At 62.2% G+C, this 21,989-nt stretch carries 12 protein-coding genes; 10 read left to right on the forward strand and 2 right to left on the reverse strand.

Annotation, left to right across the window (positions count from 1 at the left end):
* Window positions 1-110: 110 nt before the first annotated feature.
* On the reverse strand, window positions 111-953 hold the full coding sequence (locus V7M64_RS00185) for a YihY/virulence factor BrkB family protein (RefSeq protein WP_333676176.1): 843 nt from the start codon (window positions 951-953) through the stop codon (window positions 111-113).
* Window positions 954-1,355: 402 nt separating this feature from the next.
* Here V7M64_RS00185 and V7M64_RS00190 point away from each other — a divergent pair, with 402 nt between their 5' ends.
* The 4 genes from V7M64_RS00190 to V7M64_RS00205 all read left to right on the forward strand — a co-directional run bounded on the left by V7M64_RS00190 (window position 1,356) and on the right by V7M64_RS00205 (window position 11,353).
* A complete protein-coding gene (locus V7M64_RS00190) occupies window positions 1,356-4,346 on the forward strand; it encodes a TonB-dependent receptor (protein ID WP_333676177.1) in 2,991 nt (996 codons plus the stop codon).
* Between the two features lie 314 nt (window positions 4,347-4,660).
* Window positions 4,661-6,898: a cellulase gene (locus tag V7M64_RS00195; protein ID WP_333676178.1), complete on the forward strand. Its 2,238-nt coding sequence runs from the start codon at window positions 4,661-4,663 to the stop codon at window positions 6,896-6,898.
* Window positions 6,899-6,987: 89 nt separating this feature from the next.
* Window positions 6,988-8,622 (forward strand): DUF5597 domain-containing protein, encoded by a 1,635-nt coding sequence (locus tag V7M64_RS00200; protein ID WP_333676179.1) that lies wholly within the window; start codon window positions 6,988-6,990, stop codon window positions 8,620-8,622.
* A 214-nt stretch (window positions 8,623-8,836) separates the two neighbouring features.
* Window positions 8,837-11,353, forward strand: a complete 2,517-nt coding sequence (locus V7M64_RS00205) for a glycoside hydrolase family 3 protein (RefSeq protein WP_333676180.1) — start codon at window positions 8,837-8,839, stop codon at window positions 11,351-11,353.
* 550 nt (window positions 11,354-11,903) lie between these two features.
* Here V7M64_RS00205 and V7M64_RS00210 read toward each other — a convergent pair.
* Window positions 11,904-13,088, reverse strand: coding sequence for a DNA-binding transcriptional regulator (locus V7M64_RS00210; RefSeq protein ID WP_333676182.1), 1,185 nt, complete (start codon window positions 13,086-13,088; stop codon window positions 11,904-11,906).
* Between the two features lie 168 nt (window positions 13,089-13,256).
* On the opposite strand from V7M64_RS00210, the gene xylA reads away from it, so the two are divergent.
* The 6 genes from xylA to V7M64_RS00240 all read left to right on the forward strand — a co-directional run bounded on the left by xylA (window position 13,257) and on the right by V7M64_RS00240 (window position 21,982).
* Window positions 13,257-14,570 carry a xylose isomerase gene (gene xylA / locus V7M64_RS00215; protein ID WP_333676184.1) on the forward strand — a complete coding sequence of 438 codons (1,314 nt, stop codon included), beginning with the start codon at window positions 13,257-13,259 and terminating at the stop codon, window positions 14,568-14,570.
* A 3-nt stretch (window positions 14,571-14,573) separates the two neighbouring features.
* Entirely contained in the window at window positions 14,574-16,058 is a 1,485-nt protein-coding gene (gene xylB, locus V7M64_RS00220) for a xylulokinase (protein WP_333676186.1), read from the forward strand.
* A gap of 239 nt (window positions 16,059-16,297) precedes the next feature.
* Complete coding sequence (gene xylF, locus V7M64_RS00225; RefSeq protein WP_333676188.1) at window positions 16,298-17,311, forward strand: D-xylose ABC transporter substrate-binding protein; 1,014 nt, start codon at window positions 16,298-16,300, stop codon at window positions 17,309-17,311.
* Complete coding sequence (locus V7M64_RS00230) at window positions 17,308-18,840, forward strand: xylose ABC transporter ATP-binding protein (RefSeq protein WP_333676189.1); 1,533 nt, start codon at window positions 17,308-17,310, stop codon at window positions 18,838-18,840. Before xylF ends, V7M64_RS00230 begins: the two co-directional genes overlap by 4 nt.
* A gap of 218 nt (window positions 18,841-19,058) precedes the next feature.
* Window positions 19,059-20,201, forward strand: a complete 1,143-nt coding sequence (locus V7M64_RS00235) for a sugar ABC transporter permease (protein ID WP_333676190.1) — start codon at window positions 19,059-19,061, stop codon at window positions 20,199-20,201.
* 176 nt (window positions 20,202-20,377) lie between these two features.
* Window positions 20,378-21,982: a family 43 glycosylhydrolase gene (locus V7M64_RS00240; RefSeq protein WP_333676191.1), complete on the forward strand. Its 1,605-nt coding sequence runs from the start codon at window positions 20,378-20,380 to the stop codon at window positions 21,980-21,982.
* Window positions 21,983-21,989: the final 7 nt, after the last annotated feature.

Raw genomic sequence — 21,989 nt, forward strand, 5'->3', positions numbered from 1 at the left:
TGACATGAGGCTGCTCAATGGCGTGCACACTCCTCGTCAGTGCAGGCTTCACGCATGGTGAACGATTCACGTCTTGCGTGCGCTGCGATGAAGACAGGCGTTGCGCAGGCTCAGTGCGGCACGATGGAAGATGTCGGAACAGGATGGTCACGGGCAATGGCCAGCCCATGCGTCAGTTCCGCGCCGAGCAACACCACGAACGAGGCGTAATACACCCACGTCAGCATCACCACGATCGTGCCGGCCGACCCATATGCGCCACCGATGCTGACGTGCCCGATGTACAGCTCGATGGCGAATTTGCCGAGTGTGAACAACACCGTGGTCAGCAACGCGCCCCATACCGCGTCCGACCAAGCGATCTGCGTGTCCGGCAACACGCGGTACATCGCCCCGAACGCCACCACGAACACCAGCAGCGATATCACGTATTCCAGGATCGACCAGGCCAGCGATCCATACGGAATCATCAGATGAATCGCCGCGCTGACCGCGAAGGAAATGATCAGCAGGAAAGCGATGCCGATCACCAGCGCGAACGCACGCGCGCGCGCCTTCAGCCAGATGCCGATGGCATTGCGCGACGGTTCCTGCACGCGCCAGATGCGATTGAGCGAGCCCTGCAACTGCGCGAATACCGCCGATGCGCTGAAGAAGGTCACCAGCAGGCCAAGGACGCCGGCGACATTGCCCAGCGCCGGCCGCGATTTGGCGGTGTTGACGATCATCACCACCGCCTGCGCCGCCTTGTCGCCCATCATGTTGGTGAGCGCATGGTTCAGTTGCGCCTGCCATTGCGCGCCCAGTAGCGAGAGCAGCCACAGCGTGAGCACAATCAGCGGCGCCATCGACAGGGCGGAGTAATACGCGATCGCGGCGGCGTGCGTGAAGAGTTCGTCTTCATTGAAGCCGGTGATGGCGCTGTGCAAGGTGGTGCGTAGTGCATGGCGCATGGGCGAGTCCTCGCCATAACCCTTGCATGTCCGTTGTAGGAAGTTGGTGAGTGTCGCCGCTTATGTTTCGGGCGGGGTGCCGGTGCCGGCAAAGTCTGAAAGGTCCATTTCCGCAATCGCGCGGGACTCCAAAAAGCCAGGCAAAGAATCATTTGGATCGATCCATTACCGCGACCGCAAATGAAGAAACATTACCTCTTGCCTGCAATTTCGTAATTGCCCGACAAAAGAGCAAGCCGCAGCATCCACATTGCCACCCATCGGCGACGGAACGTTAACGCTTAGGGGATTTGCCGGTGGGTGCATCTGTCGGGCGATGTCCCGAAATGACAACAACAGCCGATAGGCCAAGGCCTGCCGGCGCGGGTAACTGCGGGGAGAAGAAAAGCTATGATCGCAAAGGTGCAAGCATCAGATGTGCACGGCGTCGGACGTCCTGTGCAACACAAGCCGGTGTCCAGTGCTCGACTGGCGATGGCGGTAGCAATGGGATTGGCGTTCACGTACGGCTGCGCCACCGTGCATGCCAAGGATGCAGCACCGGCTTCCGATACCGGCAGTGCACCGGCGCAGACGGGAGAGCAAAATACCCAGAGCGGCACCGCTGCGAAGAAGAAGCGGGATGAAGCCAAGGACCTGGCAGGCATCACCGTCACCGGCATCCGCGCATCGGTCGAAAAAGCGCAGGACATCAAACGCGACGCGCCGACCTTCGTCGATTCCTTGTCCGCGACGGACATTGGCGCATTGCCCGACCGCAGCGTCACTGAAACCTTGTCGCGCATTCCCGGCGTCACCATCGATCACTTTCTTTCCCAGGGCGATCCGGAACACTTCTCCGCCGAGGGTACCGGCGTGCAGGTGCGCGGCCTGACACAAGTGCGTTCCGAATTGAATGGCCGCGACAGTTTCTCCGCCAATGGCGGACGCGCGCTCAGCTTCCAGGACGTGCCGTCGGAACTGATGTCCGGCGTCGACGTCTACAAGAACCAGACGGCCGAGATGATCGAGGGTGGCCTGGGCGGCACGGTGAACCTGCGCACCTTCATGCCCTTCGATTTCCAGGGCCAGAAGATCGCCGCATCCGTCAGCGAGAACTACGGCGACTTCGTCAAGAAGTACAAGCCGTCCGCCTCCGTGCTCTACAGCAATCGCTGGAATACCAACATCGGTGAAATGGGCGTACTCGTCGACGTGGCCGATTCACGCCTGGCTACTCGTACTGACGGTTTGTTCGTACGTCCGTTCTTCAAGAACGCAGCCGGCACCTGGGTGCCGCGCGGCGCCGACTGGCGCACCTTGCTGTACGACCGCAAGCGCGACGGCTACTACCTGGCCTATCAGTGGCGCCCCAGCCAGGCGCTCGACTTCTACGCCACCGCGTTCCAGAGCAGGTACCACGAAGTCTGGGACGAGGATGCGATCTTCGTCAGCAACGATCCGACCCAGGTACAGGTGGATGCCAGCCAGCCGAGCCAGGTCAATGGCGGCGTATTCCAGTCCGGCCGCCTCACGCAATCCGGCGGCATGCCGATGGGCACCGACATCCGCGCATCCGACAGCACTTCCAAGACCACGGACTTCTCCACTGGCATGAAGTGGCTGATCGGTTCGGGCACCGAAGTCACCAGCGAGCTGCAGTTCGTCAAGGCAACCACCAACGCACTGGATTCCACGGTGGCACTGGGCACCAACGTGCCCTACATCGACGTCGGCCTGAACGGTAGCAACCCGCCGCACATCGGCGTCGATTCCAACTTCACCGCGAACCCCGCCAACTATTACTGGGGGTTCACCATGGACCACCAGGACCAGAACTACGCCAGGGAGCTGGCCTGGCGTACCGACGTTTCGCACAGTTTCATCAGCGGCTTCGTGCAGGCGATCAAGGCGGGTGTGCGCATCACCAACCGCTACGCCAACAACATCGACACCGGCTACAACTGGCTGCCCGTGTTCCAGACCTGGATGCAACCGTGGGCGGTGCCGGGCGGTACGTTGCCGGGCCTGAACTTGAACGGCACGGTCAACACCAGCCTGGTGCACCTGGATACGTTCAAGAACTTCTACCGGGGCGCCGCCGGCATACCGGGTGCGTTCTATGCGCCGGTGCTGTCCACCGCACTGGGCTATCCGGGTAGCTACGCGGCAATCCACGACGCGGCCATTCCGTACTACGTCAGCGGTAGCGGCTATGACACCGATTATCAGCCCACGCTGCTCGATGCTCCGCACACCAATCTCCAGCACGAGAAAACCTATGCGGCGTACGCCATGATGGAATTCGGCGTGGACGATGCCAACCTGAGCGGCAACGTCGGCGTGCGCGCGGTGCAGACCAGAAATGCCTCCTCGGGTTTTCTGGTATTGCCGAACGTGGCATTGGCGCCGTACCTGGGTTCGGGCCAGAGCTCGCCCATCAACGCTCGCAACGAATACACCGACATCCTGCCGAGCTTGAACCTAAAGTGGGAATTCGCGCCGAACGTGGTCACGCGCTTTGCCTTCTCCAAGGCGGTTGCGCGGCCGGACTTCAGCCAGATGCAGGCCTATCAGATTCTCAACGCCGCGGTGCTGTCCGGCTATACGCCGCCCGCGGGCACCACCACCTTGCCGATCGACAAGCTGACGCTGACCAGCACGTCCAACAGCAACCCGTACCTGACGCCGATGAAGGCCAACCAGTTCGACCTGTCGCTGGAGTGGTACTTCGATCCGGATCGCGGCGGCATGACCTGGATCAACTTCTTCCACAAGGGTATCAGCGACTACTTCCGCAACGAGTCGGACTTCGTGACCTACCCGGGTGTCGACGGCAACACCTATCAGTATCTGGTCACCCGCCCGGTGAATATCGGCAAGGCGACGATCGACGGTGCGGAAGTGGGCTGGAACCAGTTCTTCGATTTCCTGCCGGTGAAGGGCTTCGGCATGTCGGCGAACTACACCTACATCCGCAGCAGGACGCATATACCGAACGACTCGACGGCGGTGCCGCTGGATACCGATGGATCCAAATTCGGCGACCTGCCGGCGGATGGCTTGTCGAGGGATTCGCTCAACGTCGCCGGCTTCTACGAGCACGGTCCGTGGCAGATCCGCCTGGCCTATAACTGGCGTAGCCAGTATCTGCTATCGGTTGGCCCGAACGGCTACAACGGCACCGACGGCGGCATTCCGTGGAAGCTGCCGGTATTCGCCGACGCCTACGGACAGCTGGATGGCTCGGTCTTCTATTCGTTCAACGATCACATCAAGCTGGGCCTTGAGATGAACAATCTCAATAACGCCGAACAGCGCACGATCATGTATCAGAACGGAGCCGGCAAGCACATCACCTCGTGGTACGTGAACGACACGCGTTATGCGCTGACCTTGCGTGCATCGTTCTGATGAAGCCTGCCGCGATCCACTCCCTCCCCTGCGATAGCAGGGGAGGGTTGTGGAACACGCTTGCGACGAACTCTCTCCTCGTCATTCCGGCGAAGGCCGGACGTAGCGCAAAGCGTGGAGAACATCCGAAGGATGGCCCCGAAGGGGTGAGCGAAGCGAATCATCCAGTGAAGTACGCTGTGCGCAGCACACATAACCTTTATGTCGTGTGCTACGCACGCCATTTTTCACTGGATTCCGGCCTTCGCCGGAATGACAACGCGCGGTGGAAGGCTTCGACGCGCAACGGCAACGCTAGAACGGGATTAATCGGCATGTTGAGAAACATCTGCGTCACCGCCTGCTCGCTGCTCTTCACGCTCAGCCTCCACGCAGCCGAACCCACTTCGATTCCCTATCACTTCACCAGCGTGCGCATCGGCGGCGGCGGCTTCGTCAGCGGCCTGGTCTACCATCCCAGCGCACAAGGTCTGCTTTACGCGCGCACCGACGTGGGCGGCGCGTATCGCTGGGATCAATCATCCATGCGTTGGACCGCGCTCACTGACTGGCTCGGCGCGGCGGACAACAATCTGCTCGGCATCGACAGCGTGGCTATCGATCCGCACGATGCCGATCGCGTGTATCTGCTGTCCGGCACCTACAACGATCCGCGCGTGGGCAACGCCGCGGTGTTGCGTTCGACCGATCGCGGCGCGCACTTCCAGCGCGCCGATCTGCCGTTCAAGATGGGCGGCAATGAACTGGGTCGCGGCGATGGCGAGCGACTGGCGGTCGATCCCAACGATGGTCGCATTCTGTTCCTGGGTTCGCGCGACGCCGGCTTGTGGCGAAGTGACGACTACGGTACGCACTGGACGAAGGTCGACGGTTTTCCATCGGTCGCCACATCGCTTTCGGCGAGCGCCAAGAACAACTGGCGGCGGCAGGCGATCGGCATCGTGTTCGTGGTGTTCGATCCAGGTACCGGCTCGCCGGGCAAGCCGACCAGTACGCTTTACGCCGGCGTTTCCACGAACGAAACCAGCTTGTTCCGTTCCATCGACGGCGGGCGCACCTGGAACCCCGTTTCCGGTCAACCGGTCGGCTTGCGGCCCAATCACATGGTGCGTGCGAGCGATGGCGCGTATTACCTGAGCTACGGCGACGAGCCCGGCCCCGACACCATGCACGACGGTGCGGTGTGGAAATACGAACCCGCCGCGCAACGCTGGACCGACGTCACGCCGCTGCCGCACGTGATCGGCACGCCGAGCGGTTACGGCTGGGGCGCGGTGACGGTCGATCCCGGCAACCCGAACGTGGTGATGACGGCAACCTTCGCGCACTACACGCCGAAGGATCTGCTGTTCCGCAGCACCGATGGTGGCCGTCATTGGCAGGAAATCTTTGCGCGGTCGCAATTCGACTACAGCGATCCGGTGTGGGTGCGCGAGCATACGCCGCATTGGCTGGCATCCCTGGCGATCGACCCGCACGATCCCGATCGCATGTGGTTCGTTACCGGTTACGGCGTGTGGATGTCCACTGACATGCGCAAGGCCGATCATGGCGGCGACGTGCATTGGCAGTTCCAGGATCGCGGCCTGGAAGAAACCGTGGCGCTGGATTTGATCAGCCCGCCGCAAGGCGCGCATCTGCTGAGCGCCATCGGCGACCTGGATGGCTACAGGCACGACGACCTCGACGTGGCGCAACTGCAATTCACCGCGCCGCCGCGCTACGCCAATAGCGAAAGCATCGACTTCGCACAGGACAAGCCCGCGCTGATCGTGCGCAGCGGTTACCTGCGCAAGCCGTTCGATCCGGCCATACGGGCGGCTTATTCCGAAGACGGTGGCGTGCATTGGCAGGCTTTCGCCAGCGAACCCGAGCCGGCGGGGGAGGGCGCTGGCACCATCGCCGTTTCGGCCGACGGTTCGGCCGTGCTGTGGTCGCCGCGCGGCGCTGCACATGCCTATCTCACGCATGATTTCGGCAAGCATTGGCAAGCGGTGGATGGCTTGCCGTCGCATGCACGCGTGCTGAGCGATCGTGTCGATCCCAAGCGTTTCTATGCGTATGAAGGCCATTTCTTCGGCCGCGGTGGAAAGGTTACGCAGGTGCTGGTTAGCCGCGATGGCGGTGCGCATTTCCAGCCGATTGGCGGTGCCTTGGGCGAGCAGCTGAAACAGGGTTCGGTTGCGTGGGTGCGTGCTGCGCCCGATGCGGCTGGCGTGGTGTACGTGGGTGGCGAAGGGCTTGTGCGCGCGCACGATGACGGCGCAGATGTGCAGAAGCTCGGCGAGCTGGCCAACGTGCGCGATTTCGGTTTCGGTAAGGCGGCGCCTGGCAGTGCATTGCCTACCGTGTTTGCGGTCGGCCAGCTTGGCGACGTGGATGGGCTTTATCGCTCGACCGATGACGGCAAGCATTGGCAGCGCATCGATGACGATGCGCATCGCTATGGCGGGGAACGGTTGGTGACAGGTGACCCGCGCGTGTTCGGGCGCGTGTATTTCGCGACCAGTGGGCGTGGGGTGTTTTATGGCGACCCTGCGAAGGGGCCATGAGCAAGCGAGAAACTTTGATCTCGTCATTCCGGCCTTCGCCGGAATGACGAGACATAGCATCGACGTAGACATCAAGATCGGAGCACTACATGCAAACCCATCTACGCCGCCAAGTGAAGTACGCATGGATGGCGCTCGCCACACTCTTCACGCTCGGCCTCTCCACACCATCCGTCGCCGAAACCCTCAACACCCTCCCGCACTTCATCACCCAAAACGGCCGCCACGCCCTGATCGTCGACGGCAAGCCCTTCCTGCTGCTCGGTGCGCAGGTGGGCAACTCCAGCAACTACCCGGCCGTGCTGGATCAAGTATGGCCGGCCATCGATCACGTACAGCCCAACACCGTGATGGTGCCGATCGCGTGGGAGCAGATCGAACCCACGGAAGGCCATTTCGATTTCAGCTTCCTCGACACGCTGCTCAAGCAGGCGCGCGAGCACAAAGTGCGCCTGGCGCTCTTGTGGTTCGGTACCTGGAAAAATAACAGCCCCAGCTACGCACCTTCGTGGGTGAAGCTGGACAACAAGCGTTTTCCACGCGTGATCGCGCAGGACGGCAAGCAGCTGGTTTCGTTGTCGCCGCTGGGTGCCGCGACGCTGGATGCCGACCGCAAGGCCTTCGTGCAACTGATGACGCATCTGCGCGACGTCGACGGCACGCAGCACACCGTGATCCTGATGCAGGTGGAAAACGAATCCGGCGCCTACGGCACGGATCGCGACTATTCGCCAGCCGCCAATGCAGCGTTCGCGCAACAGGTGCCGCCGGCGGTGCTTAAGGCCGCCGACAAGCCGGCAGGTACGTGGACGCAGGTGTTCGGCAAGGATGCGGCGGAGTTCTTCGAGGCCTGGTCGGTGTCGCGTTTCATCGGCCAGGTGGCTGCGGCCGGCAAAGCGGTCTATCCGCTGCCGATGTATGCGAATGCGGTGGTGAGCGATCCCGTGCATCCGAGCCCGCCGGCCAGCCATTCCAGTGGCGGCCCTTCGCAGAATGTGCTTTTCATCTGGAAGCAGGGCGCACCGGCGATCGACATGATCGGCCCGGATCTTTACTGGCGTGATAGCGAGCGTTACTTCGCTGCACTTGGCCAGTATTCGCGGCCGGACAATCCGCTGGTCGTCACCGAGACCGGCAACGATCAACCCTATGCGCGCTATATCTTCGCCACGCTGGGCCATCAGGGCATCGGCTTTTCGGTGTTCGGCATCGACTACACCGGCTTCGTCAACTGGCCGCTCGGTGCAAGCAAGGCGGACGACGAAGCCTTCGAGCCGTTTGCGATGAACAATCGCCTGTTGCGCCCGATGGGCGAACTGATCGCCACGTTGAGCCTTGCCGGCAAGGTGTGGGGCGTTTCCGAACCGGAGCACACGCACGAGCAAACCCTCGACCTCGGCGATTGGCAGGCCAAGGTTTCCTACGGCCTGCCGCAGTTCGGCAACGACACGCCGCCGGGCAATTCACCGCCGAAAGGTGGCGTGCTGATTGCGCAGCTCGGCAAGAACGAATACCTCGTCACCGGCTATTTCGCGCGCGTGGATTTCATGGCGGGCAAGAGCAGGGAGCACGAGCACTTCATGATGGAACGTGTGGAAGAAGGTCGCTATGACGACCAGGGCCGCTGGAATTTCCTGCGCGTGTGGAACGGCGACCAGACCGATTGGGGGCTCAACTTCACCGGCAAGCCGCAGGTGCTGCATGTGAAGTTGGCGACGTATTGATGGCGATCGGTCGCTTGCGAGATGAGCCCCCTCTCCCTTCCGGGGAGAGGGGCAAATCTCGCGGGAAACGGGTTCCGTGCGAATCACAAAAACCAAGCGTCTGGGGATGGCCATATTTAGCCGCAAGCGGCTTCCCCTCACCCCAACCCTCTCCCCAAGGGGTAGAGGGGGCTGCTTTTCTGAGACTCAAGAATCACAAGGAACATTTCGCTTCATGCAACACCGGATTCTGAAACACCTCACCTTGTCCCTCTGCGTCGCCCTCGGCGTATGCACCACCGCCCACGCAGACACCACCACCCCAGTCGCTGACACACCCGCTGTCGAGCAACGCGTCGACGCCATGCTCGCCAAGCTCACGCTGGAACAGAAAGTGGAACTGCTCGGCGGCGTCGACAACTTCTCCACCCACGCCGAACCCAGCATCGGCCTGCCTGCGATGACCATGTGCGACGGCCCCTATGGCGTGCGCGCACCAGGCCCTTCGACTGCGTACATGGCCGGCATCGGTTTGGCCGCATCGTGGGACCCGAATCTCGCGAAAGACGTCGGCGAAGCGATGGGCCGCGATGCACGCGCACGCGGCGTCGGCTTCCTGCTCGGCCCCGGCGTGAACATGTACCGCGCGCCGCAGAACGGCCGCAACATGGAGTATTTCGGGGAGGATCCGCTGCTGGCCGGCAGCATGGCCGTCGGCTTGATCCAGGGTGTGCAAAGCCAGGGCGTGGTGGCGACGGTGAAGCATTTTGCCGCCAACAACTCCGAATACGACCGTCGCCATCTCGACACGCACATCGACGAACGCACCCTGCGCGAAATCTACTTGCCCGCTTTCGAAATGGCGGTAAAGCAAGGCCATGTCGGCGCCGTGATGAGCAGCTACAACCTGGTCAACGGCGACTACCTCGCCGAGAACCGCGCGATCAGCTACGACATTCTCAAGAAGGACTGGGGTTTCAACGGCATCTTCATGTCCGACTGGGGCGCCACGCATGATGGCCTGAAAGCCTTCAACGCCGGCCTCGACCTGGAAATGCCGGCGCCCGATGCAATGAAGCCTGATTTGATTCTGGCCAATTTGCGCAGCGGCAAACTCTCGCAGGCGATGCTGGACGACAAGGTGCGCCGCATCCTGCGCACGGCCGTGCGCTTCGGTTTCCTCGATCGCCCGGAAAAGGATCTGTCGCTGCCGCTGTATAGCCTGCAAAACGATCAAGTGGCATTGAAGGACGCGCTGGAAGGCCTGGTGTTGCTGAAGAACGACCATCACGTGCTGCCGTTCGATGCGAACGTGAAGACCATTGCGGTGATCGGCCCGAATGCCGACCCGGCCATCAGCAGCGCCGGCGGCAGTTCGCACATCGATACATTCCAGGCGCAGAGCGTGCTCACCGGCATCACGCACCTGGTGGGCGACAAGGTGAACGTGCTGTATAGCCGCGGCTTGCCGTCGGCGACGGACGTGTTCAAGAAATCCAGCTTCAGCACCCTGGACGGCAAGCCGGGCCTGATCAAGGAAACCTTTGCCAACGACGCGTTCCAGGGCAAGCCCAGCAACAGCGCGGTCGACCAGCAGGTGAACCTGTGGAAGCCGGAACTGTGGACCACGCCGGCCACGCAGCGGCAGAGCATCCGCTGGAGCGGCCGTTTCGTGCCCAGGCACGACGGCAAGTATTTGTTCCTTACCGCAGCGGCCAGCGAAGATACGTATACGCTGTACATCAATGGCAAGCCGGTGATCACGCAGCCGCATCGCGAAGGCCAGGCACCGCTGTATGCCACGCTGAGCCTGCATGCGAACCAGCCGGTGTCGATTCGCCTCGACTACAGGCCCGACGTCGATTACAGCCGCATGGGCTTTGGCGTGATCGCCATCGACGACCTGATTTCCGCCGATGCGAAGAAGATCGCTGCGATGGCCGATGCGGCAGTGGTCGCGGTCGGCTTCGATCCCACTTCCGAAAGCGAAGCCTTCGACCGCACCTTCCAGTTGCCGTGGGGGCAGGAGGCATTGATCGAAGCGGTGGCGGATATCAATCGCAAGACGGTGGTTACCGTCACTTCCGGCGGCGGCTATGCCACCGACGATTGGCTCGGCAAAGTGCCGGCGCTACTGCAGAACTGGTATCCGGGACAGGAAGGCGGCACGGCGATCACGCAGGTGTTGTTCGGCGAGCACTCGCCGGAAGGCAAGCTGCCGATCAGCTTCGAGCGCCAGTGGGCCGACAACCCCACGCACGATTGGTACGACGCGCCGCCGCACCCGGCAGGCACGAATCCGTCGGTGACGTATGGCGAAGGCGTGTTCCTGGGCTATCGCTGGTACACCAGCCATCCGGATAAAGCCCAACCGCTGTTCGCGTTCGGCTATGGCTTGTCGTACACCAGCTTCCGCTTTGCCAACCTTGCGACCAGGACGGTGGGGCCGGATCAGGTGGAAGTCTCGTTCGACGTCACCAACACCGGCCAGCGCGAAGGCGCGGAAGTGGCGCAGGTGTATGTGGGCGATCCATCCGCCAAGGTGGCGCGGCCGGCGCGCGAGTTGAAGGCATTCCGCAAAGTGCGCTTGCAGCCGGGACAGACGCAGCATGTGAGCTTGCAGCTGGATCGTCGCGCGTTCGCGTATTACGACGTTGGCCATCACGGTTGGCAGGTCGATCCGGGCGCGTTCAAGGTGTATGTGGGCGATGCGTCGAACGATACGCCGCTGGAAGCCACGCTGAAGTTGTAGGTGGGGTGCAAACGATCAGCTCCCTCTCCTGTTAGCAGGGGAGGGAGCAGTTTTCGTGGCGCTGATTCTGTTGATGGTGTTTGGGCGGAGCGCCTGGTGTGGCGATGGCGATTTCGGTTTCCTCTCCCGCGCACGAAGAGGGTTGGGCAGGCGACGCAGCCGCGCCAGGAAGCTGATCGAAAATCCACACCTGGCACGCGGGGATGGTCCCACGTTCTATGGTGTTGCCTTAAGGCAACACTGATTAAGTATCGCCGTCGTCATGATGTCTGGAAGGCTCGCAGGGTGTGTTGCGTGGCGCCGGGAAGACTGGCCGTCTTGCCAAGCCGCGCGGCGCAGCCTGCGGGCCTTCCAGACATCACCCCATCACTTTGAATTCAACCTGTTGGGGCCAGCCCTGTCTGTTCGCATGCCGCAGGTCCCCGTCTCGACGATGCGCCAGTCTGCCTTCGCCGGCGCCCCTGTGGCCTGCGAACAGACAGGGCTGGTGACGACGGCGATACTTAGTCAGTGTTGCCTTAAAAGCTCGGGGCCCAAGCCCCAAGCGTGGTCAATGCGCCCGTGCGCCGTCGCGCACGTTCTCCATGTACTGCCGCGGCGTGCAATTGAATTCGCGCCGAAACACCGCGTACATGTACTGCAACGAGGTAAAGCCGCTGCGCACGGCCACTTCGCTCAACGGGATGGACGGATCGTTGAGCATCTGCCGCGCCATCTCCAGCTTGTGCTCCAGGATGGTCTGGTGCACCGACTGCTTCAGCTCGCGCTTGAAGTGTTCTTCCAGCAGCGTGCGCGAGATGCCGACATAGTCGGCCACCTGTTCGGTCTTGATCCCCAGGCATGCGTACTGGCGGATGTAATGCTTGGCGCGCATGACGTACGCACTCTTCAGCGGTTGATGCAGGCTGGTGGCCTGCACGTTGATGCCGACCGGCGGCACCAGCACGCGCGTGGTGGAACAGTCGCCGCCATGCAACATCTGGTGTAGCACTTGCGCGGCCATGCGGCCCATTTCTTCCGCGCCCTGGATCACCGACGTCAGCGGAATGCGGCAGAGCAATTGCGCGATCGGATCGTTGTCGATGCCGACGATGGCGATCTGCTCCGGGATAGGTACGTCCGCGACGATGCAGGCTTGCAATAAATGCCGGGCGCGCGCGTCGGTGGTGGCGATGATGCCGATCGGCTTGGGCAGCGAGCGCACCCATTCCACCATTTCTTCCTGCGCGCGGCCCCAGCCGCCCGCACTGGTGGAAGAGCCGCGATACACGCTGCCTTCCAAACCATCCGCGCGCACCATCTGCATGAAAGCCAATTCGCGCTCGTACGCCCAGCGATTGCCGGGGCTGGGCGGCAGGCCGTAAAAGGCGAAGCGTTGCAGACCTTGTTCGATCAGATGGTCGTAGGCCAGTCGAACCAGTTTGTGGTTGTCGGTGGCAACGTAGGGAATGTTGTGCGGGTAGTGCGTCTCGTCGGCGTAGGAACCGCCGACAGCCACCACAGGAATAGGCATGGACGCCAGCGCCTCGCCCACGACGGGATCGTCGAAGTCGGCAATGATGCCGTCGCCGCGCCACTGGTGGATGCCCACCGTGCGGCTGCGGAAATCCTCTTCCATGAAGAGATCCCATTTGACGCGGGTGGAAGTGAGGTATTGGCCGATGCCGGCAATGACCTGCCGGTCATACACCTTGTTGGCGTTGAAAAGCAGTGCGATGCGATGTGGCTTTGTCATGAGCAGCAACCAGGCACGGCCACGCGTGCCGTGACAAAAAGCTAACAGTTCGCAGGATCAGGCACATGACGCAACGCGACAAAGAAAAACCCAGCGCGGATGGCGGATTTCGCAATTGCGGGGGCGAGGTGTGAACTGCAGCATCGGCCGGGTACACAGGAGCACCACATGAGTTACTTCGACCACATCAACCCCATCCAACAGGCCGGGGCGGCCAAGGACGCCCTGGCTTTTCGTCATTACGATCCGGCGCGCCTGGTGCTGGGCAAGCGCATGGACGAGCATCTCCGTCTGGCCGTGTGCTACTGGCATAACTTCGTATGGCCGGGCGTGGACATGTTCGGCCATGGCACCTTCGGCCGCCCGTGGCACGAAGCCGGCGACCCGATGCAGCGCGCACGCGAGAAGGCCAACGCCGCGTTCGATTTCTTCAAGCGCCTGGGCACGCCGTTCTACACCTTCCACGACACTGACGTGGCGCCGGAAGGCAGCAGCTTGTCCGAATACGTGAGCAACCTTTCCGCCATGGTCGACGTGCTGGCCGCCAAGCAGGCCGAGACCGGCGTGAAGCTGCTGTGGGGCACCGCCAACCTGTTCAGCCATCCGCGCTATGCCGCGGGTGCGGCCAGCAACCCGCAGCCGGAAGTGTTCGCCTGCGCGGCCACCCAGGTGTTCCACGCCATGGCGGCCACGCATCGCCTGGGCGGCGCCAACTACGTCCTGTGGGGCGGCCGCGAAGGCTATGACACGTTGCTCAACACGGACCTGAAGCGCGAGCGCGAGCAGCTCGGCCGCTTCTTCAAGATGGTGGTGGAGCACAAGCACAAGATCGGCTTCAAGGGCACCATCCTGATCGAGCCCAAGCCGCAGGAACCCACCAAGCACCAGTACGACTACGACACGGCGACCGTGTACGGCTTCCTCAAGGAGTTCGGCCTGGAGCAGGAAGTGAAGGTGAACCTGGAGGCCAACCACGCCACGCTCGCCGGGCATTCCTTCCATCATGAAGTGGCCACGTCGATCGCGCTGGGCCTGTTCGGCAGCATCGACGCCAACCGCGGCGATCCGCAGAACGGCTGGGATACCGACCAGTTCCCCAATAGCGTGGAAGAAATGACGCTGGTGATCTACGAGATCCTGCGCCACGGCGGCTTCACCACCGGCGGTTTCAATTTCGACACCAAGGTGCGCCGCCAGAGCAGCGATCCGGTCGACTTGTTCCACGGCCACGTCGGCGCGTTCGACACGCTGGCCATCGCTTTGGAGCGCGCGGCCAAGATGATCGAGCGCGATGCGCTGGCCGAATTCAAGGCCAAGCGTTACGCCGGCTGGGATGCGCCGTTCGGCAAGCAGATCCTGGAAGGCGGTTTCTCGCTGGAATCGCTGGCGCAGGATGCGGTGAAGCGCGATCTGCGCCCCGCGCATGTTTCAGGTCAGCAGGAACACCTGGAAAACCTTGTCAACGCTTACATCTACAGCTGACGCATGTTTCTCGGAATCGATCTGGGTACCTCGGCCATCAAGGCCGTTTTGATCGATGCTGCGGGCAAGGTGCGTGCGACCGCTTCGCACGCGCTGAGCCTGTCCCATCCCCAGCCGCGCTGGTCGGAACAGGACCCGCACGAGTGGTGGCAGGCAGCGCAGTCGGCGATCGAGCAAGTGCTGGCCGAGGCGGGCAGGGCAGGGATTTCGCCGCGCCAGATCGCCGGCATCGGCCTCTCCGGACAGATGCACGGCGCCACCGTGCTGGACAAGGCCGACCAGGTGCTGCGTCCGGCGATCCTGTGGAACGACGGCCGCTGCGATGCGCAGTGCGTGACGATGGAAAACTGGCCGGGTTTTCGCCAGATCACCGGCAACCTCGCCATGCCGGGCTTCACCGCGCCCAAACTGCTGTGGTTGCGCGAGCATGAGCCGCACGTGTTCGAGCGCATCGCCAAGGTGCTGTTGCCGAAGGATTACCTGCGGCTATGCCTGACCGGCGAATACGCCACCGATGTTTCCGATGCAGCCGGCACCTTGTGGCTGAATGTCGCCGAGCGCCGCTGGAGCCAGCAGATGCTGGAACTCACTGGCCTGCCGCAGGATGCGATGCCTTCACTGCATGAAGGCAATGGCGTGACTGGATATTTGAGCCAATCGCTGGCCGATCGCTGGGGTATGCAACGCGTGCCGGTGGCAGCGGGCGGCGGCGATAACGCGGCTGGCGCGGTTGGCGTCGGCATCGTGCGCCATAAGCAGGCGATGTTGTCGCTGGGTACGTCGGGTGTGTACTTCGCCGTTTCCGATGGTTATCTCGCGCGTCCCGAGCAGGCGGTCCACAGCTTCTGTCACGCCTTGCCCGGCACGTGGCACTTGATGTCGGTGATGCTCAGTGCAGCGAGTTGTTTGGACTTCACCGCCAACCTCACCGGCTATGCCGACGTCCCCGCCTTGCTGGCCGATGCGGAACGCACGCCGGTGCGCAGCAATGCGCCGTTCTTCCTGCCATACCTCAGCGGCGAACGCACGCCGCATAACGACGTGCATGCAGCCGGTGCCTTCACCGGTTTGCGTGGCGATACCGCGCGCGCGGATCTCGCCAATGCCACGCTGGAAGGCGTGGGCCTTGGCTTGCTCGACGGCATCGAAGCGGTGGATGCGGCCGGCTTGCATGCCGACGACATCACCGTGATCGGTGGCGGCTCGCGCAGCGCATATTGGACACAGATGCTGGCCGACATCATCGGCCGGCCGCTGACCTTGCGTGCCGGTGGCGAAGTAGGCGCGGCGCTGGGTGCGGCACGCCTGGCGCATCTTGCCGCGGAACCCGGCGCGAAGCTGGAAGATGTGTGCGAAATGCCAGAAATCACCGCCGTGCGTGAACCGGATGCGGGGCGGCATGCGTATTATCGCGAGCAGCGTCAGCCGATGTTCCGGGCGTTGTATCGCCAGCTGGCCGGTGTGTATCGGGTAAGAGGAACGACATGAGGAAGCTGGGGGTTTTACTCCCTCTCCCCTCCGGGGAGAGGGTTGGGGTGAGGGGCTGTGCGGAGCGTGGTGTTGATCTCTTGCGTTCAACCCCTCGCTCGTCATTCCGGCGAAGGCCGGAATCCAGTTTAAATATGCGTCCGAAGGACACCGAATCATTTATGTCGAGTGCTTCGCACAGCGTATTTGCACTGGATTCCGGCCTTCGCCGGAATGACGGCAAGGCACGGAAAGGCATAATGGGGGCGCTGAAATATCTCGCGCTGGCAATGTTGTGTACTTTCACCACCACCACCCAAGCCAGCAAAGCCCACCCCGTCATCGGCTTCTCCATCGACGACCTCCGCCTCGAACGCTGGGCCCACGACCGCGACTACTTCGTCGCCGCCGCCACCAAGCTCGGCGCCACCGTTTACGTACAATCGGCCGACGCCAGCGAAGAACGCCAGGTCGCACAGCTGGAAAACCTCATCGCCCGTCGGGTCGACGTGCTGGTGATCGTGCCGTTCAATTCCAAAGTGCTCAGCAACGTCGTTGCCGAAGCGGAGCAGAACGGTATCAAGGTGATCTCCTACGATCGCCTGATCCTCAACGCCAACGTCGATGCCTACATCACCTTCGACAACGAACGCGTCGGCGAGCTGCAAGCGCAGGGCGTGCTGGATCGTGCGCCGAAGGGCAACTATTTCCTGCTCGGCGGTTCGCCCACCGACAACAACGCCAAGATCATCCGCCAGGGCCAGATGAAAGTGTTGCAGCCGGCGATCGACAGCGGCGCCATCAAGATCGTCGGGCAGCAGTGGACGCCGGATTGGGATGCATCCAAGGCATTGCGCATCGTGGAGGATGCGTTGACTGCCAACGCCAACAATATCCAGGGCGTGGTCGCTTCCAATGACGGCACGGCCGGCGGCGCCGTGCAGGCACTCGCCGCGCAAGGCCTGGCCGGCAAGGTGCCGGTGTCAGGCCAGGATGCCGACCTGGCCGCGGTCAAGCGCGTGATCGACGGCACGCAGGCCATGACGGTCTACAAGCCGATCAAGAAGATTGCCACGGAAGCGGCGCAACTTGCCGTGCAGCTGGTCCGCGATGAACAACCGCACTACACCACCACCTTGAACAACGGCACCAAGGATGTGAACACGGTGTTGCTCACGCCCATCCTCTTGACGCAGAAGAACGTGGATGTGGTGATCCAGGACGGCTTCTACACGCACGAACAGGTGTACGGCCACGGAGCGGACAAGCCATGAGCGATTACCTGTTCGAGATGCGCGATATCCGCAAGTCGTTCGGCGGCGTCAAGGCGCTGGACGGCATCGACCTGAAGGTGCGCCCCGGCGAATGCCTCGGTTTGTGCGGCGAAAACGGCGCCGGCAAGTCCACCCTGATGAAGGTGCTGTCGGCGGTGTATCCGCACGGCACCTGGGAAGGGGAAATCCTTTGGCAAGGCAAGGCGTTGCAGGCGCGTTCGGTGCGCGACAGCGAGCAGGCCGGCATCGTCATCATCCATCAGGAGCTGATGCTGGTGCCGGAGTTGTCGGTGGTGGAAAACCTCTTCCTCGGCAACGAACTCAAGCTGCCCGGCGGGCGCATGAACTACGAGGCGATGTACGCCCGCGCGCATGCCCTGCTGAAAGAGCTGCAGCTGGAAGACGTCAACGTGGCGCTGCCGGTGAAGGCGTTCGGCGGAGGCCATCAACAGCTGTTCGAAATCGCCAAGGCGCTGGCCAAGGATGCGCGCCTGCTGATTTTCGACGAGCCGACGTCGTCGCTTTCCAGCAAAGAAACCGAAGTGCTGCTCGGCATCATCGAGCGGCTCAAGCAGCGCGGCATCGCCTGCATCTACATCTCGCACAAGCTGGACGAAGTGGCGCGCATCTGCGACACCGTTTCCGTGATCCGCGACGGCAAGCACGTCGCCACCAAGCCGATGAGCGAGCTGGACGAAGACAGCATCATCGCCATGATGGTGGGGCGCCGGCTGGAAACGCTGTATCCGAAAGTGGCACACGAGATCGGCGAGGTGGTGTTCGAAGCCAGGCACGTCACCTGCTACGACGTCACCGATCCCTCGCGCCAGCGCGTGAAGGATGTTTCGTTCGCGCTGCGGCGTGGCGAGATCCTTGGCATCGCCGGCTTGGTCGGTGCTGGGCGCACCGAACTGGTCAGCGCGATCTTCGGCGCATATCCCGGGCGCAGCCAGGTCGAGCTGGTGATGGACGGCAAGCCGCTCAAGATCCGCTCGCCACGCGATGCGATCCGCGCCGGCCTGGGCCTGGTGTCCGAAGACCGCAAGCGCTACGGCATCGTGCCGCTCTTGGGCGTGGACCAGAACATTACCCTGGCCACGTTGCGGCATTACGCGAGCGCGGGCCATCTCGACAGCGGACGCGAATGGAGCGTGGCCGAGGCGCAGATTGCCTCGCTGCACATCAAGGCCTCCAGCGCCGCATTGCCGATTGCCAATCTCTCCGGCGGCAACCAGCAAAAAGCGCTGTTCTCGCGCATGCTGCTGACCAAGCCGCGCATCCTGATCCTGGACGAACCCACGCGCGGCGTGGACGTGGGCGCGAAGGTGGATATCTATCGCCTGATCTTCGAGCTGGCGAAAGAGGGGATCTCGATCATCCTGGTGTCGTCGGAACTGCCGGAAATTCTCGGCACGAGCGACCGCGTGCTGGTAATGGGCGAGGGGCGCTTGTGCGCGGATCTGCCGAACGATGGGCTGACGCAGGAGCAGGTAATGGCGGCGGCGATTCCGCAGGCGAAGAGGGCATAAGACAGCCTATGTCGTCGATGCTCAATCTTGCCTCTCCGTCATTCCGGCGAATGCCGGAATCCAGTTAAAGATGATGTGCGCAGCACACGACATAAAGGTTTTGCGTGCTTCGCACAACGTATTGAAACTGGATTCCAGCTTTCGCTGGAATGACGAACGCTTCGTAGAAACTTCCTGCCGACATTTGGTTTAGGGAATAAACGGGAACACGATTCAACATGCGCGCACAAGAACTCCGCACACTCTTCGTCCGCTACAAGATCCTGGCGCTGCTGCTTGCGCTCGCCGTCATCTGGGTCTTCTTCCACATCGCCACCGACGGCGCCTTCATCAGCTCGCGCAACATTTCCAATCTGCTGCGCCAGACCTCGATCACCGGCATGCTGGCTTGCGGCATGGTGTTCGTGATCATCGCCGGTGAAATCGATTTGTCCGTCGGTTCCTTGCTTGGCCTGCTCGGCGGCATCGCCGCGGTGCTCACGGTCAACCTGCAATGGGGCTCGTGGCCGGCCGTGCTGATGGTGCTGGTGCTCGGGCTCGTCGCCGGCCTGCTCAACGGCTTTATCGTGACGCGGTTGCGCGTGCCATCCTTCATCGTTGGCCTGGGCGGCATGCTCGCTTTTCGCGGCGTACTGCAAGGCATTACGCACGGCGCCACCATTGCACCGGTGCCGGCGGACATGGTGTATCTCGCGCAAGGCTACGTGAATCCCACCCTGTCGAATTGGCTGGCGGCGATCATCTTCGTGGTGCTGGTAGCGATGACCATCATGCGCCGCCGCCGTCGCGCCGCGTTGTCGATTCCGCAATCCGCTGCATGGCGGGATGCCGTAAAAGTGATCGCCATCGGCGCGGTGATGGTGGGCTTCCTGGTCGCGCTCAACCGCTACAACGGTGTGCCGCTACCGGTGATGATCCTGCTCGCCTTGCTGGCGATCTTCACCTACCTTGGCACGCAGACGGTTTTCGGACGACACATCTATGCGGTGGGCGGCAATATGGAAGCCAGCCGCCTGTCCGGCATCGACGTGTCCGGCGTGAAGATGGTGGTGTTTGCGCTGATGGGCTTGATGTGTGCGTTTGCCGGCATCATCAACACCGCGCGTTTGGCGGCAGGGTCGCCTTCCGCAGGTACCAACGGCGAACTGGATGCGATTGCGGCGTGCTTCATCGGTGGCGCCTCGATGCGTGGCGGCGCCGGCACCGTGCACGGTGCGCTGATCGGCGCGCTGGTGATGGCGAGCCTCGACAACGGCATGTCGATGATGGACGTCGACAATTACTGGCAGTTGATCGTGAAGGGATCGATCCTGGTGATTGCCGTGTGGGTGGATGTGTTGTCCGGCACCAAGCGCGATTGAGCATTTGTAGGTTGGGGTGCAATCCCACCTTGCCATGCATGTCGGTAACGGATATTGGGGTTCGCGCCCCAACCTACGATCGTCGGAGTTGCGAGACACGGAATCTTGCCTTGTCGTCATTCCGGTCTTCGCCGGAATGACGACCCGGAGCTACAAACATTCCTGAGGGTGGATGAGTGGTCGATACTTCTCGCCGTAATACTTTCAAGCTGCTGCTGACCAGCGCCGCTGCCGCGCCGTTCATGACGAAGGCAAGCACCACACCATGCGCACCGTATAAGCCCCAATGGACACACGGCCTGGAAAACCAGCGCCAAGCCGACCTAGGCAACGGCACCTACCTCAACCCCATCGTCGCCGGCGATCACCCCGATCCCACCATCCTCAAGGATGGCAGCGACTACTACATGACGTTCACCTCGTTCTGCTACTACCCCGGCATCGTGATCTGGCATTCCACCGACCTGGTGAACTGGTCGCCGATCACCGCCGCCCTGCACAAACCGCTCGGCACCATCTTCGCGGTCGACCTGTGCAAGCACGAGGGCCGCTACTTCATCTACATTCCCGCCGACACCGGCAAGGGCTGGTCCATCCATGTGATCTGGGCCGACGACATCAAAGGCCCATGGAGCGATCCCATCGATATGGGCATCGAGGGCTGCATCGATCCGGGGCACGTGGTGGGCGAGGATGGCAAGCGCTATCTGTTCGTCAACGGCATTCGCATGGTGCGCCTGACCGATGATGGTCTTGCCGCGGATGGCCCGATGCAGCATGCCTACAGTCCGTGGCGCTATCCGGAAGATTGGGTGGTGGAGGATTTCGCGCCGGAAGGGCCGAAGCTTTTGCGCCATGGCGAATGGTTCTATCTGATCACCGCCGTGGGCGGCACGGCAGGCCCGCCGACCAGCCATATGGTGATCGCCGCGCGTTCCAAATCCATCCACGGTCCGTGGGAACATTGCCCGCACAATCCGCTGGTGCGCACGATCAGTGCAGATGAGCCGTGGTGGTCGCGCGGGCATGCGTCCTTGGTGGAAGGACCAGCGGGCGATTGGTGGATGGTTTATCACGGCTACGAGAACGGCTTCCGCACACTGGGGCGCCAGACCTTGCTGTCGCCCATGGAGTGGACTGCAGACGGCTGGTTCAAGGCGACCGGCGGCGATCTTTCCAAACCGTTGCCTGCGCCGAAAGGCGGCAAGCGCAGTGCTTCCGGCGCAGCCTTATCGGATGACTACAGCACCAACCGGTTGGGCACGCAGTGGACCTTCTACAACCCGAAACCGGAAGACATGCGGCGCGCGAGTTACGAGCCCGGCGGTTTGCGCATCGCCGGCAAGGGCGGGTCACCCGCGGATACTTCTCCACTGACGTGCCTGGTTGGCGATCGCTCCTACATTGCCGAAGTAAGCCTGGATCTCGAAGGCGACGCCGAAGGCGGCCTGCTGCTGTTCTACAACCCCAAGGCATTCGTGGGCGTCGGTTTTACGCCAGACACCATGAAAACCTTCGAATATGCATCGGAACTCACCTGGGCACGCAAGCCCATGCGTACGTCCAGCGTGCGCGTCCGGCTCGCTAATGACAACAACGTGGTGACGTTCCACTACTCGCACGATGAAGGCAAAACCTGGACGTTGCTCGATCTGCGCATGGAAGTATCTGGCCTGAATCACAATGTGTTCGGGGAATTCCTAAGTCTCCGCCTCGGCATCTATAGCGCGAAGACAGGCAGCGTGCGTGTGAGAAATTTCATCTATCGCGCCGTTGCTTGAGCGCATG

It is taken from the genome of Dyella sp., from assembly GCF_036746095.1.
Classification (GTDB): Bacteria; Pseudomonadota; Gammaproteobacteria; order Xanthomonadales; family Rhodanobacteraceae; genus Dyella_B.